The organism is Acidobacteriota bacterium, assembly GCA_016196035.1.
GTDB lineage: Bacteria > Acidobacteriota > Blastocatellia > RBC074 > RBC074 > JACPYM01.
On sequence record JACPYM010000107.1, the window covers coordinates 85,740 to 101,650 of the forward strand.

Sequence of the window (15,911 nt, forward strand, 5' to 3'; positions counted from 1 at the left end):
ACAGTAATGCAACTTGCCATCTTCGACATAGACGGCACACTCACCCACAGCAACGAAATTGACAATCGCTGCTTCATCCAGGCGTTTGCCGATGAATTCGGTATCGTCACCAACTTTGCCGCGTGGCAGGATTGCCCGCACATCACCGACTCCGGCTTGACCCATTTCATCCTGTCGCGACATTTCGGTCGCGAACCGTTGCCAGCCGAATTCGCGCGCATCGAACAAAGATTTATGCGATTGCTGACCGAGGCCGTCAGCGGGGAACCGGATGCGCTGCCGCCTTTGCCCGGAGCCAGCGCGGCGCTTGAACGGCTGCAACGCGAAGCCAGTTGGGCCGTCGCCATCGCCACCGGTTGCTGGGCGGCTTCGGCACAGTTCAAACTGCGCCACGCACAGATCAATTGCGTGGGCATCCCGACCGCCACTGCCGATGTGCATCACGCACGCGAAGCGATTTTGAGCGATGCCTTGTTGCAGGCCGAATCGTTTTATCAAACCGTCTTTGACCGTGTGGTTTACCTTGGCGATGCGCTGTGGGATGTGCGCACGACGCGCAATTTGAACTGGCCGTTTATCGGCGTTGGCGCAGCTAGACGCGCCGAGGTATTGCGCAACGCAGGTGCATCGCACATCATTTCCGACTTCACCGATTACGCAGCTTTGCTCGACTCACTCAGGGAGGCACAGGTTCCGCAATGATCATTCCCGTTTTTTTAATGGCTACCGGCTTGTTTCTGGTGCTGCTGTTTGTGCTCGCCATTCTTTTCAGTGGTGGCATTTATATGGCGCTGAGTTCGGCGGACAACAAACAGCTCAACGCGGGCCGCCGCAACTTTCTGGGCGGACGCAAAGAGGAAGACCACGCGCTTTTCTTCGGCATCCAGATCGTCATTCAGACCTTCGGCAATGACCAGTTGCGCGCCCGCCTCGCCCAATTGATCGAAACTGAAGGCAACGACGCACAAGGCAAACGCCGCTTCATGAAAGCGGTCGCGAGTCTCTTGCTCGAAAACCAATACGCCTGGGAATACGGCTTCTGGGACTATTACGACGAGGCGGGCAAGGCCATCAGCACCTTTAACCAGTGGCGCAACGAGATCGAAGCCTCGATGGCGACCGAGCCGGACGAGATGGGCAGCGAAATTGACCGCAGTCAACGTTTCTCTGACCAGAAAGAATTCATGATCGTCACGCTGATGATGTTGATTGATAACCAGCCTGTGCCCGTCGCCGATGACGTCGGTGATTACCAGTTCCGCCCGACGTACCAGCAACTCTTCGACCCTTTCCAGGCCGTTATTGAGAACGTCGCCGAAAGCGATTACTGGAAGCCTACGACCTTCGCCAACCTGCTCGAAGGCTTGCGTGCCCTCGACCCGCGCGGGATCGAACGCGATGGCATTTATGTCTATCCCGGCACGTCACAAGACGGTTTGTCCACGATGGATTTGCTGGGCGAAGAAGGGTGGAAGTATCTGACCGACCACAACATTCGCCCCTGACTGTCCAAGACGCTGACAAGTTGCCGAATGCGTTTGTGAAGACGAACAGTGAACGGTATCTTTTCTCAGGCAGATTTACCCAGTAACAGCTTTGGCAAAATTGGCGTCCAATCAGGTGCGCGCGCTATTCGACTGAGTTTTTTATGACCGAGCTACAAACGCATCAAAGGCAGACGATGGATTTTCAAGCCGTCTTGGCGTCTCCCGTGCTGTGTTACGAAGAGGGGTTGGACTACTTCGAGGGTAAAGGGATGCTGAACGAAACGCTGAGAAAACTGACGGATGATTTGGAAGCCCACGGAATTGATTACGTCGTAATCGGCGCCGTAGCACTAAATCAGCACGGTTATCAACGCTTCACCAGCGACATTGACCTGTTGATGACGAAAGAAGGACTGGAGAAATTTCGCCAGGAACTGGTGGGTTTGGGTTATGCAGCCAAATTCAGCGGCGCGAAAAAAACCTTCCGTGACACCACCAGAAATGTGCCGATTGAAATCATCACCAGTGGCGAGTATCCCGGCGATGGCGAAGTCAAACCGCTCAGTTTTCCCAAGCCGGAGGAAGCCAGCGTGCTGATCAATGGAGTCAAAACGCTGACGCTGGAAATGCTAATCAGTCTCAAACTTGCTTCCGGTATGACCAATCTGCAACGGCAAAAAGATTTGGTGGACGTGGCGGAGTTAATCAAACGCAAAGCCCTCGGACTGCCTTTTGTCGCCAAACTGCACCCCTACGTACACGCGAAATTTCAGGAATTACTACGGGTGGAAATGTTCAGCCAAACCTACTTCAGACAACTGTGCGAAGAAGCCAAAAAGAGCCTGCCGCATCTGGATGAAACTGCCGGTTTGGAATCGAGGCGCGCGCAAGCGCTCGAACATTTGAAGCAAAAAGTAGTGGAAAGCTGTGGACTCCAACAGGGCTTTGGCTTTCGCGACAGCACCCAACTACCGCGCTCAATGCAATTGGTCTATGAAATCGCCGACATCGTGAACTTCTACCGCGTACAGTATCAACCTAGCGCTAGCTTTTATATCGTCGAGTCTCTGATTCAAGAGTATCTACGTGAGACAACTTACGAGGAGGAATAAAGAGGTCTTATGCTTCACATCCCAATCCTGCGCCACGGCGCGCCCTACACTAGCGTAGACAAACAGCGCGTCCCGCATTACCGCACACGCGAAACCTTCGTCGAAATCAGCCAGGCCAATGCCGGGCTAATTCGCCGCGACCTGCTCGATCAACACCAGATGCGCGCGGCCTTGACGCAATTCACCACCGCGCAATTGCTGGCAATGTGCAAACAAGCAGGCGAATACTACCTGAACGGCACGCTGCCCGTCGGCGACCAGGAACAGACGCCGGAAGATTACGTGCGCCAACTCTCGGCCACGACCGGCATGCCGCACGTGCTGGTGCGCAAAAACATGAAAAAGATTTACGGCGCACTGGCCAAGATGGAAAGCATGCTTGCCGGACTGACACGCGGCCTCGACACGCGCATCCTCGACGATGGCTTCGGCATGCACGAAGGCCACGCCGTCAGCTTCTTCCCGCGCACGGATACGCTGGGCGTGATTTTGCCGAGCAATTCACCAGGCGTGCATTCGTTGTGGGTGCCCGCCATCGCGCTCAAAACCGCGCTCGTGCTCAAACCCGGCAGCAGTGAACCCTGGTCGCCTTATCGCATCGTGCAAGCGATGATCAAGGCGGGCGTGCCGAAAGAAGCGTTCGGCTATTACCCGGCAGATCACGGCGGCGCGGGCGCAATCCTGCAAACCTGCGGACGCGGCATGTTCTTCGGCGATTCGTCCTCGGTTGGGAAATACGCCAACGACGCGCGCATCGAATTGCATGGCACCGGCTACAGCAAAGTCGTGCTCGGCGACGATGTCGTGGACGATTGGGAAAAGTATCTGGATGTGATGGTCGCTTCGATCACCGAAAACGGCGGGCGTTCGTGCATCAACGCTTCCGGTGTCTGGGTCACGCGCCACGGCAAGGAAATCGCCCAAGCGCTGGCCGAACGCGTCGCGCAAATCGTCCCGCGCGCCGAAGACGATGAAAAGGCCCTGCTCGCGCCTTTCTCCAATCCCGATGTCGCCCGGCGCGTTTCGGCGATTGTGGACAGCGGCTTGCGCGAAGCAGGCGCGGAAGACCTGACGGAAAAGCTGCGCGGCCCGCGTTTGGTCGAATGGGAAGGCTCGACGTATTTGCTGCCGACCATCGTGCATTGCGACAGCGCCGAACATCCGCTGGCGAATCGCGAATTCCTCTTCCCCTTCGCCAGCGTCGTCGAAGTCAAACCCGCAGAGATGCCGCGCGCCTTTGGCCCCTCGCTGGTCGTTTCGGCAATCACCAAAGACCCGGCGCTGATCGAACGCCTCGTCAATTCACCCCACGTAGACCGCCTGAACATCGGCGCGATCCCCACGATGCAAATCGCCTGGGATCAGCCGCACGAAGGCAATTTGTTTGAGCATCTATATGCGCGGCGGGCATTCCAACGCGCGGCTGCTGCATAAAGATTAGCCACAGAGGCACAGAGGCACGGAGCGAAAACCAGGAAGAGGGAGAAGTCCGAATGGATGCGATCAATCAATTGACCGAGCGGATTATTGGTTGTGCGATTGAAGTGCATAAAACGCTTGGGCCGGGCTTGCTCGAAGCGATGTATGAAGAAGCACTTTGCATTGAACTGACAGATAGCGGATTAAGGTACCAACGGCAGGTTGCGATCCCTGCTTTGTATAAAGGCAGGAAGGTTGGCGAATATCGCATTGACCTGTTGGTTGAAGACGCCGTCATCGTCGAGTTGAAAAGCGTTGAGCGTTTCGATCCGGTTTTTGAAGCACAGATCCTGACCTATCCCTGAGTCACCGGAAAGAAAGTTGGCCTTCTTATCAATTTCAACTCTCGCCTGTTAACCAGTGGAGTCAAAAGATTCGCTCTCTAACTCTTCTCTCTTGCTCCGTGTCTCTGTGCCTCTGTGGCAAAACCAGTTATGCGAATTCTCTATTTCACCGCCGGAGCCGCGGGGATGTATTGCGGCAGTTGCTTGCGCGACAACGCGCTCGCGACCGAGCTATTGCGGCAGGGTCACGACGTGATGCTCGTGCCGCTTTACACGCCAACGCGCACTGACGAGCCGAATGTCAGCCAGGAGAAAGTCCTGTTCGGCGGTATCAGCGTCTATCTCGAACAGCATTCGGCCCTCTTTCGCCACAGCCCGCGCTGGCTGGACAAGCTGTGGGATTCGCAATTCGCGCTCAGACAAGCCGCCAAAAGCTCCATTCCCGTAGACCCGCAGGCCTTGGGCGAATTGACCGTTTCGATGTTGCAGGGCGAGGACGGCCATCAGCGCAAAGAGGTCTTCAAGCTGCTCGACTGGCTGAAAACGCAGCCGCCATTCGATGTCGTAGATTTGCAAAATTCGATGCTCAGCGGGCTGGCGAAACCGATCAAGGAAGCCTTGCGCGTGCCGCTCTGTTGCACCTTGCAAGGCGAAGACTTTTTCATCAACGGCTTGCGCGAACCGTACCGCAGCCAGGCGTTGGCGCTGATTCGTGAGAACGCACAGCACATTGACTGCTTCATCGCGGTCAGCCAGTTCGCCGCGACGATGATGGCGGAGTTGCTGCACATCCCGCGCGAGAAAATCAAAGTCGTGCCGCTTGGCCTCAATCTCAAAGACTATACTTGCTGCCAACCGCCCGAACATTGGCCGCGTCACGAACCGCTGACCATCGGTTATTTCGCCCGTATCGCACCGGAAAAAGGCTTGCACCTGCTGGCCGATGCCTATATTCAGTTGCGCCAGCGCGACGGCTTTCCTGCCGCGCAGTTGGAAGCCGCCGGGTATCTCGCACCTGAACATCATGGCTATCTGCGCGAGATCGAAGCCAAGTTACAAGCCGCCGGGTACGGCGCGGAGTTCCGCTATCACGGCACGCTCGAACGCGAAGACAAGTTGCGCTTCCTGCAAAGCATTGACGTGTTCTCGATGCCGACGACCTTTGACGAATCGAAGGGCCTGCCCGTGCTGGAAGCCTTCGCCAACGGCGTCCCTGTCGTGCAACCCCGGCGCGGCTCGTTTGTCGAAATGATCGAAACCACCGGCGGCGGGCTGTTGTGCGAAGCGGACAACGCGGCGAGCCTGGCCGACCAGCTTCACGAACTCTGGCGCAACCCCGAACAGGCGCGCGATCTGGCGCGGCGCGGCTTCGCGGGCGTGCGCGAACATTATTCAGTCGAACGCATGGCCGAACGCGCCGTCAGTGTGTACAGCTTGTTGAATATGGTGGATGCGCCTATGCCGCGTTCGGGTTCAGCGATTGAATACGCTTAGAGCGACTGAGATTAGTCGGTTGTGCGTTAAGACTCTTATGCGGTTAGCAACCGCCTCATTCAGTGCTATCCTGACGCTGGAGGTGAACAATGACTTTGATACTTGAGGCCATCTATGACGGAAACGTATTGCGCCCGGTTCAGCCGCTGGATTTGAAGCCCAACACCCGGCTGCGGATTACAGTTGAAACGAAAGAACCGGAGCCAAAAGTTAGACGCTCGTTTCTGCAAACAGCCCGTTCACTGGAACTAGACGGCCCCGCCGACTGGTCAGCCAGAATCGAGGAGTATCTTTATGGGGATGACGCTGACGCCGCGAAGTAAGGTCTTTCTCGATACTGCCTACGCCATCGCCTTGTCGTCTCCGAAAGACGAACACCACGAACGAGCATTGCGGTTGGCAGAAGAGATTGAAGCTGCGCGCGTAAGGCTGATTACCACGAGGGCAGTGATCTTGGAAATCGGAAACGCTTTAGCTAGACAACGCCATCGCGCGGCAGCCATTGAGTTGCTAGAGTCGCTTGAGTTTGACCCTGACGTTGAGATCGTCCCTGCCACAGAAGAACTCAGCGGGCAGGCCTTTGAACTTTATCGCACGCGGCCTGATAAAGAATGGGGACTGACGGATTGCATGTCATTCGTGGTCATGTGGGAACAGGGGATAACAGCCGCGCTCACCACTGACAAACATTTTGTGCAAGCGGGCTTTGAAGCATTGCTCCAATAACTCGAAAACAATAGCTGGACGATGCGCTTGCCAGGTTGAAGACGGTGCTGGACACGGGCACGGCACGAAGTACGTTATGGTCGCGTGCTGAGTCCAGCAGGCGCGCGGCTTTCGATTCGCACGGTTTGGATTATCGAAGCGCCTGACGAGCGGCCACGCTTTGTCACCGCATTCCCGCATTGAGGTAACACTATGATACGAGAACTCGATTCCGTTGTACTGACCCACGATTTTCAGGAGCATGGCTTGGCGGCGGGCGAGGTGGGCGCGGTCGTGCATTGTTATGCGAATGGCCCGATGTATGAAGTGGAGTTTGTTTCCGGCTCAGGCCACACGGTTGCGCTGGTCACCGTGAATGAAACTAACATTCGCCAAATTCAAGCCCGCGAAATTTTACATGTGCGTGCGCTGGCGGCGTAGGCTAAAGACATTTGACTTGACTGAAATGGCACCGTGCAACGATGTGTTGGCGAAATTGGAGACGGAGCTAGATACGGACGCGGCACGATGGAATCAATCGAGTGGCCTGCAAGTGAATAAGGAACCCCTATGAGAAAAATTCACCCACTATTGGCAATTACTTTTTTGCTCTTACTTGCATTTAATGCAGTTGCACAAAGCAACTCAAAAGTTGATGGGACGATTGTCGAGCAGGTACCTTGCTCTCCCTATCAACCTGCGACTTATGAGCAATACGTTGAAGCGGCAAAACGTAGGCAGCTTGAAGACGTAGAAGCGGCAAAGGAAGAAGGATTTCAAACGGATGCCTCCAAGAACAGTCCTCCAGTGCTAATGCAAAGAGATGAGTTTGCGAAGCGCAAAGCTTACCCTGGTTTTGAATGTCACCGTATCAAGTACACGAGTGACGGTTTAATAGTAGCTGGATTCATCTGGAAACCTAAGGATACTGAAGGGAAAAAACTCCCGCTTATTATTTTCAACCGAGGCGGTAATCGTGAATTTGGCAAACTAACTCCCTGGATGCGATCGGGCTTTTATGAATATCTAGCCAACGGCTTTGTGGTTATTGGGTCGCAATATCGCGGCAATGATGGAGGCGAAGGCAAGGAAGAAATGGGAGGAGCGGACATACGCGACGTGCAGCACCTGATTCCCTTGGCGCAATCACTCGGCTACGTGGATATGAGGAATATTTTCCTTTTCGGTTGGTCACGAGGCGGAATGATGAGCCTGCTGGCACTCAAGAACAACCTGCCTGTCAACGCAGCAGCCATCGGTGGAGCCTGGACTGATCTGGTGTTAGAAGGAAAGCGTCGCCCATTGTTAGTTAAAGAGGATTGGAAAGAACTGATCCCGAATTTCAGTGAACAGAGTGAGGAAGCACTGCATGAGCGTTCAGCCGTGTATTGGCCCGAAAAGATCAATGTGCCACTGCTCATTTTGCATGGTGGTGCAGATTGGCGATCTGACACAGGTGGTAATGCACTTGCACTCGCACAAAAGCTACAGGGGCTCGGCAAAACTTACGAATTGATTATCTATGCTAACGACAATCACGGGCTATCATTCAATAGTGCCGATGCTGACAGGCGCATCATCGCTTGGTTCAAACGCCACATGAAATAGGTTCATAAAGTCGCACGTCACGGACTGCGTCAACGGGTAGTTTCACCGGTTTCGATTTTATCGAGAGCAATCGGGCGAATGTGGTCTTTCATTCTTGATGAAAAGTAGTACGTCATTCGCGGCAGTTTCCGCCGGAAGTGAGGCAAACTGTGGTGAAGAAATAGTTAGCGGCGCTGAAAGCAGCTTAACTTATGACCATTCCTAAAAAGGATGCCAGCCATCAGATTTACCAAGCGCGCATCAACCGCGTCATTGACCACATCACCGAAAACCTGGCCGAAGAGCTTTCGCTCAGCCAGTTGGCCGCCGTCGCCAACTTCTCTGAGTTCCACTTTCATCGTGTCTTTCGCGCGCTGATGAACGAATCGCTTAACGAATTCATCACGCGCTTGCGAGTGGAAAAAGCTGTGCGGCTGTTGCGCTATCAACCGCGTTACACATTGACTGACATCGCGGTCGAATGCGGGTTCAATTCGCTTTCCAATTTCTCGCGCACGTTCAAAAAACAGTGCGGTGTCAGTCCTGGCAAGATCGAACTTGAAGCCTTCCTCAAAAACAGCAAGATTGGTCAAACTGCCGTGCTCGACCCGCGCTACTATCTGCAAGCCTTTCCAGCGGACGAATTGGGGATGGATTTTCCGGTGCGCATTGTGCCCACGGCGGCGTTGCGTGTGGCATACATCCGCTGTTTCGGTCTGTATCTCGACCCGCAAAAAGGGATGGATGCGTATGCGCGTTTGATGATTTGGGCACGCGCCAATGACTTGCTCAAACCAGACACTTTGGTTATCGGGATGTCGCCGGATAACCCGGAAATTACGCCGCTGGAAAAGTGCCGTTACGACCTATGTTTGACGGTCGGCGAACAGGTGAGAGCAGCAGGCGAGGTCAACATTACGACGATTCCGGCGACGACTTACGCGTTGCATCATTGCGTAGGCGACATCCACAAAGTCGGGCAAGCCTGGAATTACTTTTTCAAAGTGTGGCTGCCCGCCAGCGGCTATCAACCCGCCGATCAACCGGCGATGGAAATTTTCCTGAAACTGCCGGAAGAAATCGGCTGGACGAGTTTTGACATTGAATGTTGCGTGCCGATTCAGGCACTGAGGTAATGCGATGAAATCTGTTTACACCATAACCGCAGGGCGTTTGTGCAGCCTGCTTTTGCTGGCAATGCTGGCGGGCGCCCTGTCGTGCTTGTGGTTGCGTGGCTTGCCCGCCACTGCCCAAAACACCAAGAACATCCAAACGCCAAATGGGCCACCAAAGGAGAAACGTATGGAACTCGGCAACTTTTCAGTGAGTTTGACGGTGAAGGACATCAAGGCCTCAAAAGACTTTTACGGGAAGCTCGGTTTCAAGGTCTTCATGGGAAACATTGCCCAGAACTGGCTGATCCTGAAGAACGGAAACCACGTGATCGGGCTTTTCCAAGGGGTGTTCGAGCGGAATACGCTAACCTTCAACCCGGGCTGGGACAGCAATGCCCAGAAGCTGGAAACGTTCACCGATGTGCGCGAATTGCAGAAGCAGTTGAAGGCGCAAGGCGTAAAGCTCGTGACCGAGGCAGACGAGAAAACGACGGGTCCCGCCAGTTTTATGGTTATGGATCCCGACGGCAACCCAATCCTGATTGATCAACACGTTTGAGAGGTAAAGCGATGAAATCTGTTTACACTCTAACCACACGGCGCTTGTGCGGCTTGCTGTTGCTCGCAATGCTGGCGGGCGCGCTACCGTTCCTACTTTTGCGCGGCTGGCCCACCGCCGCGCAAAACACCCAAACCACCCAAACACCAAATGGGCCACCAAAGGAGAAAGCAAAGATGGGACGACCCGTAGTTCATTTTGAAATCGGCTGCCGTGACAGCGCGGCCACGCAAGCGTTTTACAGCAAGCTCTTCGATTGGGACATTACTGCGGCTGGCCCCGCCGCCACTATCAATACCGGCGGCACGGGCGGCATCAACGGCCACATCACCGCCCTCGGCCACGAGCCCCACAATTACGTCACGGTTTATGTACAGGTGGATGACATCCAAGCCCATCTGGACAAGGCCAAGGCCTTGGGCGGCAAAGTGCTCGTCCCGCCAGTGCCCATTCCGACCGGCAAATTCGCTTGGCTGTCCGACCCCGAAGGCAACCTCATCGGATTGCTGCAACCCAAGCAATAGCCAATGGTGGCGCGGTCATCACGGCCGCGCCACCAATCCAAATACTGCCTGCCCCGCCGCTCGCCAAGTCAGCCGCAAACCAGTACACTAAAACTCCAAACACGCACCATTTTGGAGGACTTCTCTTTGCTGGAAATCACGCACTTGTCGAAAGAATACGCGACACCACGCGGCGCGCTGCCGATTCTCAACGATGTCAATTTGCACTTTCAACGCGGCGACGCCGTCGCGATCATGGGACCATCCGGCAGCGGCAAAAGCACGCTGCTCTACATCCTGGGCGCGCTTGATCAACCTTCCGACGGCAGCGTTTCGCTCGACGGTCAAGACCCGTTTACGCTGAATGAAAAGCAGCAGGCTACCTTCCGCAATCAAAAGATCGGCTTCATCTTTCAAGATCACTGTCTGCTGCCGCAATTGAGCGTGCTCGAAAACGTGCTCGCCCCGACGCTGGTGGCCGACAAGTCGGACAACTATGTTGAACGCGCCAAACAATTGCTGGCGTCGGTCGGCCTGTCAGAACGCCTGACGCATCGCCCGGCGGAATTGTCCGGCGGCGAGAAACAACGCGTGGCGATTGCGCGCGCGCTGATTCAGCAACCGCTGCTGCTGTTGTGCGACGAACCGACCGGCAATCTGGATCGCGCTGCGGCAGAGAACGTCGCGGCGCTGCTGCTCGATTTGCATCGGCAACAACAGACCATTCTGATCGTCGTCACGCACAGCGCCGAGTTGGCGGCCAGGTTTCCGCAACGCTTTGAATTGTTCGAGCAACAACTCGTAAAACAGTAATCGAGCCAATTGATAGTTGACAGTTGATAATTGATAGTTGGGCTGTCAATCGGAATCTCAAACTACGCACCAACTATCAACTATCAATTGCCATGACTTTCTCGACCCTCGCCCAACGCAATCTCACACATTACTGGCGCACAAATCTCGCCGTCATTCTGGGCGTAGCCACTGCCGTCGCCGTACTCGCCGGAGCCTTGTTGGTCGGCGATTCCGTGCGCTTGAGCTTGCGCGCACTGGCGCTGCAACGCTTGGGCAAGACCGATCTGGTCATCGCCGGGAACACTTTCTTCCGCGCCCAACTCGCCGCCGATTTGCACGCTGCACCTGAATTCGCCGCCAACTTCCAAGCCGTCTGCCCGCTCATCGCCATGCCCGGCGTCGTCACCAACGATGCCAACAACACACGCGCGGGCAATGTGGCGATTTACGGCGTAGACGAACGTTTCTGGCAATTTCACGGCGTGGACAAAAAGTTCGCCGACGACAGCGATGTCTTCATCAGCCCGGGCCTCGCACGTGAACTCAACGCCAAGCCCGAAGACACGCTGGTGATTCGCATCGAAAAGCCTTCGGCCATTCCGCTCGAATCGCTGCACGGGCGCAAGGACGAAGCCGGACGCACGCTGCGATTGACCATGCGCGAAGTGCTGCCCGCCGCGCAGATGGGCGAATTCGCGCTGCGGCCACAACAAGGCGCGGTACACGCGATCTTTGTCCCGCTGGGTAAGCTGCAACGGAATTTGGAGCAGGAAGGCAAAGCCAATTCGATTTTGCTGGCGGCGAAAGCAGCGAATGAACAGACGACACAACAGGCTGAGCGGCTGTTGCAAAACACGTTCACGTTGGCTGATTTAGGGTTGAAACTGCGGGTGCTAGAAACACAACACTGCATCGCATTGGAAAGTGATAGCGGTGTCATTACTGATGTAATTACGGATGTAACAAAATCTCTCGAACAAAAACTTCAACTGGACAGAACAGAGGTCTTAACATACTTAGCCAATGATCTTAGATTTGGTAATAACGCAGTTCCATACTCGTTAATAACATCGCTTAGCCGAAAAAGCTTCTTGGAGCTTTCTCCTCATTTAGCAGAGCTTATAGGTAAGGATTCCGTTGCGTTGTACTATCAAGACAAATCTTCTACTTCAAAGCGCGTGGGTTTATTTGGGGGCGGCATCCCGAAGGGTAAATTTATTGATGAATCCGCACTCCCAGCAATTGTCCTTAATGAATGGGTAGCGGCTGATCTAGGAGCTAACCGCGGTGATGTAATTGAACTTGATTACTATCTCTGGCAAGAAGGCGGAACGCTCAGCACGCAAACAGCTAGATTCGAAATAGCTGACATCGTTCCATTACAAGGCGCAGCCAATGACCGCAATTACGCGCCCGATTATCCGGGCATCACCGATGCTGATAGCTTGTCTGATTGGGATCCGCCGTTCCCGCTTGATTTGAAACGTGTGCGACCGAAAGACGAAGAGTATTGGCGGCAATATCGCACCACGCCAAAAGCCTTTATTCAAATACGCGATGGGCAAAAGCTGTGGGCCACGCGCTACGGCAAACTAACTTCGATTAGGTTTCAAGAGACACCGCCCGCAAACATTGCGTTGCCGGTGGTGCAACTTGATTTTGAAAAAGCTCTACGAGCAGCGTTGAATCCATTGCAAAACGGCTTGAGCGTCCTCTCTGTCAAAACGCAAAGCCTGCAAGCCGCGCAAGGCGCGACCGACTTTGGCGAATACTTCAGCTACTTCAGCTTCTTCGTCATCGTCGCCGCGCTGTTATTGGCGAGCCTGTTTTTCAAGCTCGGCATCGAACAACGCTTGCGCGAGATCGGTTTGCTGCGCGCGCTCGGCTATTCGCTCAACCAGATTCGCGGATTGTTCCTGCGCGAAGGCTTCCTGCTGGCCGCGTTGGGCAGCTTGTTGGGCGTGCTCGGCGCGCTGGCCTTTGGCTGGCTGATGATGCTGGGACTGCGCACGTGGTGGGTCGGCGCGGTCGGCACGACGCTGCTGGAATTGCACGTCACGCCGCGTGCGTTGCTGATCGGCTTGCTGGCGGGCATCGTCATTGCATTGGCCGTCATTGCGTGGACGTTGCGGTCACTTACCACCATCGCCCCACGCAACTTGCTTTCTGGCACACTGGAAACAGCCGAGCACGTGGCAGACGGTGTTCAGAGTTCCGCCTTTAGGCGGCGGCTCGCAAAGCGAGCCAAACCGCCTAAAGGCGGAACTCTGAACACCGTGTTGCGCGGCAAGCTTTGGGCCGTCATTTTCGCAGTGCTCGGCACCCTCTTGCTAGGCGCATCCATCGCCAAAGTGCTCGGGCAGGCGGGCGGCTTTTTCGGCGCGGGCACGTGTTTGCTGATCGCGGCGCTGTGCGGTTGGTCGGTGTGGTTGCGCAATGAGCGGCGCGCAACCATTCACGGACAAGGGCTATCTGCCATCGCGCAACTCGGCTTTCGCAATGCCAGTGTGCGCGCGGGCCGCAGCGTGCTGTGCATCGCGCTGATCGCGGCGGCGGCGTTCAGCATCGTTTCGGTGGACGCCTTTCGCCGCGACGGTCATGCCGATGTGAGCGACAAAGCTTCGGGCACGGGCGGTTTTCCATTGTTGGCCGAAAGCCTGCTGCCCATCGTGCGTGACGTGAATAGCGAACAGGGACGCGAGGAATTGAACCTGAGCGATGACGCTTTGCGTGACGTGAAGTTCACCCGCTTTCGTTTGCGCCCAGGCGATGATGCGAGTTGTTTGAATCTGTATGCGCCACGCAATCCGCGCATTTTGGGCGCGCCGGACGAGTTCATCCAAGCCGGGCGGTTTTCATTTCAAAGCTCGCTGGCAAACAGCGCAGCCGAAAAAGCCAACCCCTGGCTCTTGCTCAATCAAACTATTGAACACGCTGCTAATCCGCAATCCGCAATCCGCAATCCGCAATCCGCAATCCCGGTGATTGCGGATGCCAATTCGATGACCTATGTGCTTCACAAAGCGTTGGGCGACGAGATCGAAATCAATGACGACAGCGGTCAACGGGTCAAGTTAAAGCTGGTCGCTGCGCTCAGCGACAGCCTCTTGCAAGGCGAGTTGCTGATGTCCGAAGCCAATTTCAAACGCCTCTTCCCCGGCATCCCCGGCCAACGCTTCTTCCTGATTGACACGGCCAAACCAAACGAAGTCAGCGCCAAACTGGAAGAACGCCTCGGCGATTACGGCTTCGACGTGCAGGACGCCGCAGCCAAGCTGGCCAGCTTTCACCAAGTCGAAAACACTTTCCTTTCGACCTTCCAAGCGTTGGGCGCGCTCGGTCTGTTGCTGGGCACGATTGGGCTAGCAGCAGTGCTCTTGCGCAATGTGTTGGAGCGGCGGCGCGAACTGGCGTTGCTGCGGGCAACTGGCTATCAGCCGCAACATCTGGCTTGGTTGGTGCTGGCTGAAAATGTCTTGCTATTGGGCTGCGGTCTGTTGACCGGCGTCGTTTGTGCGCTGGTGGCGATTGCCCCGGCGTTTGTGGCACGCGGCGGGCACGTGTCGGTCGTTTCGTTGGGCTTGTTGTTGCTAGGCGTGCTAGTGACGGGGTTGGCAGCGTCGTTGATTGCGGTGCGCGCGGTGTTGCACGCGCCGTTGTTGGCGGCGTTGCGCAGCGAATAGCTTTTTCGGAACCGGCTGCCCACTTATTCAACCAAGCGGACTGCCCGTTTCTCACGCGCACTGACGATAGCTGTTTCGACAATCTGTTGGCCGAGGCGGCTCAGCGCAGGAGTGAGCGGCCCCAGCAACGGCGCACCCGTTGTTAGATGATGCAGCAGGTGTTCAATCGGATTGCTGTGCGGTGCGGCCAGCGTGTCTACAGACACTTCGTATCCGGCAGGCGCTTGTTTGGTCTGCACGCGGATGGTGGTCTCGCTGTCATAACTGCTGAGCGTACCGGCGCTGCCGACGATGACGAAGCCGCATTTGGGTTGCGGCTGATGCGTCCAGGGGTCGGTGAACGTGCCCCAGCGTGTCTCGAATTTCGAGAGGCCCGTGGCGTAGCGCGCAATCGTGAGGCTGTGTTCGTCTACCTCTAAGCCCGCCGGTTCATCTACGACCGCAGTCACTTCTAGCGGCACCGCGCCGTTGTGAAACCAGGTGCCCAGTGTCACGCCGTAACCCAGATAATCGCGCAACGAACCACCGCCGCTGGCCCAGGCGTAGAACCAACTGTGCGGTTTGCGGCGTTGGACTTCCTCGGCGCTAACTTCGACCTTATCAGCGCCGTGATAGAGCGGCCCGCGATTGCCGCCGTAATAATGAACCTCGCGCACATCACCGATCAACCCTTCGCCGAGCAAGCGTTGCGCCGTGCGATGCGGCGGTGACCACACCATCGGCCAGTTGATCATCAGTGTCCGCCCCGTCGCCGCCAGCGCCCGCATCATTGCATCGGCATCCGCCAACGAAGCCGCCATCGGTTTTTCAACCAACAGGTGCACGCCGTAAGGCGCGAGTGCTTCGACGTATTCGGCGTGCCGCGCCGGGGCCGGGCAAAGGATTACAACATCGGGTTTAGTGGTTTCCACACAGGCGCGGTAATCGGTGAACAGGCGTTCGCCGGGCACGTTGAAATTGTGGGCGGCGTCTTGCATCCGCGCGGGGTCTTCATCGCAAAGTCCGACGATTTCTGCCTGTGGATGGTTGAAGGCGTAGCGCAGCAGGTCGCCCATGTGAAAGTGGTCGAATTTGATGCCGGCAATTTTCATAAGCGTAATTTTCAGGC

General features: G+C 55.8%; 15 protein-coding genes and 1 pseudogene. 15 read left to right on the top strand and 1 reads right to left on the bottom strand.

Annotated features, from left to right (window positions below):
• The first annotated feature begins 6 nt into the window (after positions 1 to 6).
• From HY011_30150 to HY011_30220, 15 genes and pseudogenes are all read left to right on the top strand, one after another.
• Positions 7 to 702, top strand: coding sequence for a haloacid dehalogenase-like hydrolase (locus HY011_30150; GenBank protein MBI3427213.1), 696 nt, complete (start codon positions 7 to 9; stop codon positions 700 to 702).
• Entirely contained in the window at positions 699 to 1,505 is an 807-nt protein-coding gene (locus HY011_30155; GenBank protein MBI3427214.1) for a DUF1517 domain-containing protein, read from the top strand. Before HY011_30150 ends, HY011_30155 begins: the two co-directional genes overlap by 4 nt.
• A gap of 143 nt (positions 1,506 to 1,648) precedes the next feature.
• The gene (locus tag HY011_30160) at positions 1,649 to 2,599 is read left to right on the top strand and encodes a nucleotidyltransferase family protein (protein ID MBI3427215.1); all 951 of its coding nucleotides are present in this window, start codon (positions 1,649 to 1,651) and stop codon (positions 2,597 to 2,599) included.
• 9 nt (positions 2,600 to 2,608) lie between these two features.
• Positions 2,609 to 4,033 (top strand): aldehyde dehydrogenase, encoded by a 1,425-nt coding sequence (locus tag HY011_30165; protein MBI3427216.1) that lies wholly within the window; start codon positions 2,609 to 2,611, stop codon positions 4,031 to 4,033.
• 59 nt (positions 4,034 to 4,092) lie between these two features.
• Positions 4,093 to 4,464, top strand: a pseudogene (locus HY011_30170) (GxxExxY protein).
• A gap of 48 nt (positions 4,465 to 4,512) precedes the next feature.
• Positions 4,513 to 5,856: a glycosyltransferase family 4 protein gene (locus HY011_30175; protein MBI3427217.1), complete on the top strand. Its 1,344-nt coding sequence runs from the start codon at positions 4,513 to 4,515 to the stop codon at positions 5,854 to 5,856.
• Between the two features lie 89 nt (positions 5,857 to 5,945).
• Positions 5,946 to 6,179 (top strand): antitoxin family protein, encoded by a 234-nt coding sequence (locus HY011_30180; protein MBI3427218.1) that lies wholly within the window; start codon positions 5,946 to 5,948, stop codon positions 6,177 to 6,179.
• Entirely contained in the window at positions 6,157 to 6,582 is a 426-nt protein-coding gene (locus tag HY011_30185) for a type II toxin-antitoxin system VapC family toxin (protein MBI3427219.1), read from the top strand. The genes HY011_30180 and HY011_30185 overlap by 23 nt, the downstream gene beginning before the upstream one ends.
• A 192-nt stretch (positions 6,583 to 6,774) precedes the next feature.
• Complete coding sequence (locus HY011_30190) at positions 6,775 to 7,002, top strand: DUF4926 domain-containing protein (protein MBI3427220.1); 228 nt, start codon at positions 6,775 to 6,777, stop codon at positions 7,000 to 7,002.
• Positions 7,003 to 7,131: 129 nt separating this feature from the next.
• The gene (locus tag HY011_30195) at positions 7,132 to 8,169 is read left to right on the top strand and encodes a prolyl oligopeptidase family serine peptidase (protein ID MBI3427221.1); all 1,038 of its coding nucleotides are present in this window, start codon (positions 7,132 to 7,134) and stop codon (positions 8,167 to 8,169) included.
• A 191-nt stretch (positions 8,170 to 8,360) separates the two neighbouring features.
• Positions 8,361 to 9,284, top strand: a complete 924-nt coding sequence (locus HY011_30200; protein MBI3427222.1) for an AraC family transcriptional regulator — start codon at positions 8,361 to 8,363, stop codon at positions 9,282 to 9,284.
• A 166-nt stretch (positions 9,285 to 9,450) separates the two neighbouring features.
• Positions 9,451 to 9,822, top strand: coding sequence for a VOC family protein (locus tag HY011_30205; protein ID MBI3427223.1), 372 nt, complete (start codon positions 9,451 to 9,453; stop codon positions 9,820 to 9,822).
• Between the two features lie 176 nt (positions 9,823 to 9,998).
• A complete protein-coding gene (locus HY011_30210; GenBank protein ID MBI3427224.1) occupies positions 9,999 to 10,346 on the top strand; it encodes a VOC family protein in 348 nt (115 codons plus the stop codon).
• A gap of 3 nt (positions 10,347 to 10,349) precedes the next feature.
• Positions 10,350 to 11,138 (top strand): ABC transporter ATP-binding protein, encoded by a 789-nt coding sequence (locus HY011_30215; GenBank protein ID MBI3427225.1) that lies wholly within the window; start codon positions 10,350 to 10,352, stop codon positions 11,136 to 11,138.
• A gap of 92 nt (positions 11,139 to 11,230) precedes the next feature.
• Positions 11,231 to 14,803, top strand: a complete 3,573-nt coding sequence (locus HY011_30220) for an FtsX-like permease family protein (protein ID MBI3427226.1) — start codon at positions 11,231 to 11,233, stop codon at positions 14,801 to 14,803.
• A 23-nt stretch (positions 14,804 to 14,826) separates the two neighbouring features.
• On the opposite strand, the gene HY011_30225 is transcribed toward HY011_30220, so the two are convergent.
• Positions 14,827 to 15,894 carry a Gfo/Idh/MocA family oxidoreductase gene (locus HY011_30225; protein MBI3427227.1) on the bottom strand — a complete coding sequence of 356 codons (1,068 nt, stop codon included), beginning with the start codon at positions 15,892 to 15,894 and terminating at the stop codon, positions 14,827 to 14,829.
• Positions 15,895 to 15,911: the final 17 nt, after the last annotated feature.

Coding starts and splice junctions, on each gene's coding strand:
- HY011_30160 (MBI3427215.1), top strand. CDS start 1,649: ATGACCGAGCTACAAACGCATCAAAGGCAGACGATGGATTTTCAAGCC.
- HY011_30225 (MBI3427227.1), bottom strand. CDS start 15,894: ATGAAAATTGCCGGCATCAAATTCGACCACTTTCACATGGGCGACCTG.
- HY011_30200 (MBI3427222.1), top strand. CDS start 8,361: ATGACCATTCCTAAAAAGGATGCCAGCCATCAGATTTACCAAGCGCGC.
- HY011_30155 (MBI3427214.1), top strand. CDS start 699: ATGATCATTCCCGTTTTTTTAATGGCTACCGGCTTGTTTCTGGTGCTG.
- HY011_30175 (MBI3427217.1), top strand. CDS start 4,513: ATGCGAATTCTCTATTTCACCGCCGGAGCCGCGGGGATGTATTGCGGC.
- HY011_30165 (MBI3427216.1), top strand. CDS start 2,609: ATGCTTCACATCCCAATCCTGCGCCACGGCGCGCCCTACACTAGCGTA.
- HY011_30180 (MBI3427218.1), top strand. CDS start 5,946: ATGACTTTGATACTTGAGGCCATCTATGACGGAAACGTATTGCGCCCG.
- HY011_30195 (MBI3427221.1), top strand. CDS start 7,132: ATGAGAAAAATTCACCCACTATTGGCAATTACTTTTTTGCTCTTACTT.
- HY011_30220 (MBI3427226.1), top strand. CDS start 11,231: ATGACTTTCTCGACCCTCGCCCAACGCAATCTCACACATTACTGGCGC.
- HY011_30150 (MBI3427213.1), top strand. CDS start 7: ATGCAACTTGCCATCTTCGACATAGACGGCACACTCACCCACAGCAAC.
- HY011_30185 (MBI3427219.1), top strand. CDS start 6,157: ATGACGCTGACGCCGCGAAGTAAGGTCTTTCTCGATACTGCCTACGCC.
- HY011_30190 (MBI3427220.1), top strand. CDS start 6,775: ATGATACGAGAACTCGATTCCGTTGTACTGACCCACGATTTTCAGGAG.
- HY011_30210 (MBI3427224.1), top strand. CDS start 9,999: ATGGGACGACCCGTAGTTCATTTTGAAATCGGCTGCCGTGACAGCGCG.
- HY011_30205 (MBI3427223.1), top strand. CDS start 9,451: ATGGAACTCGGCAACTTTTCAGTGAGTTTGACGGTGAAGGACATCAAG.
- HY011_30215 (MBI3427225.1), top strand. CDS start 10,350: ATGGTGGCGCGGTCATCACGGCCGCGCCACCAATCCAAATACTGCCTG.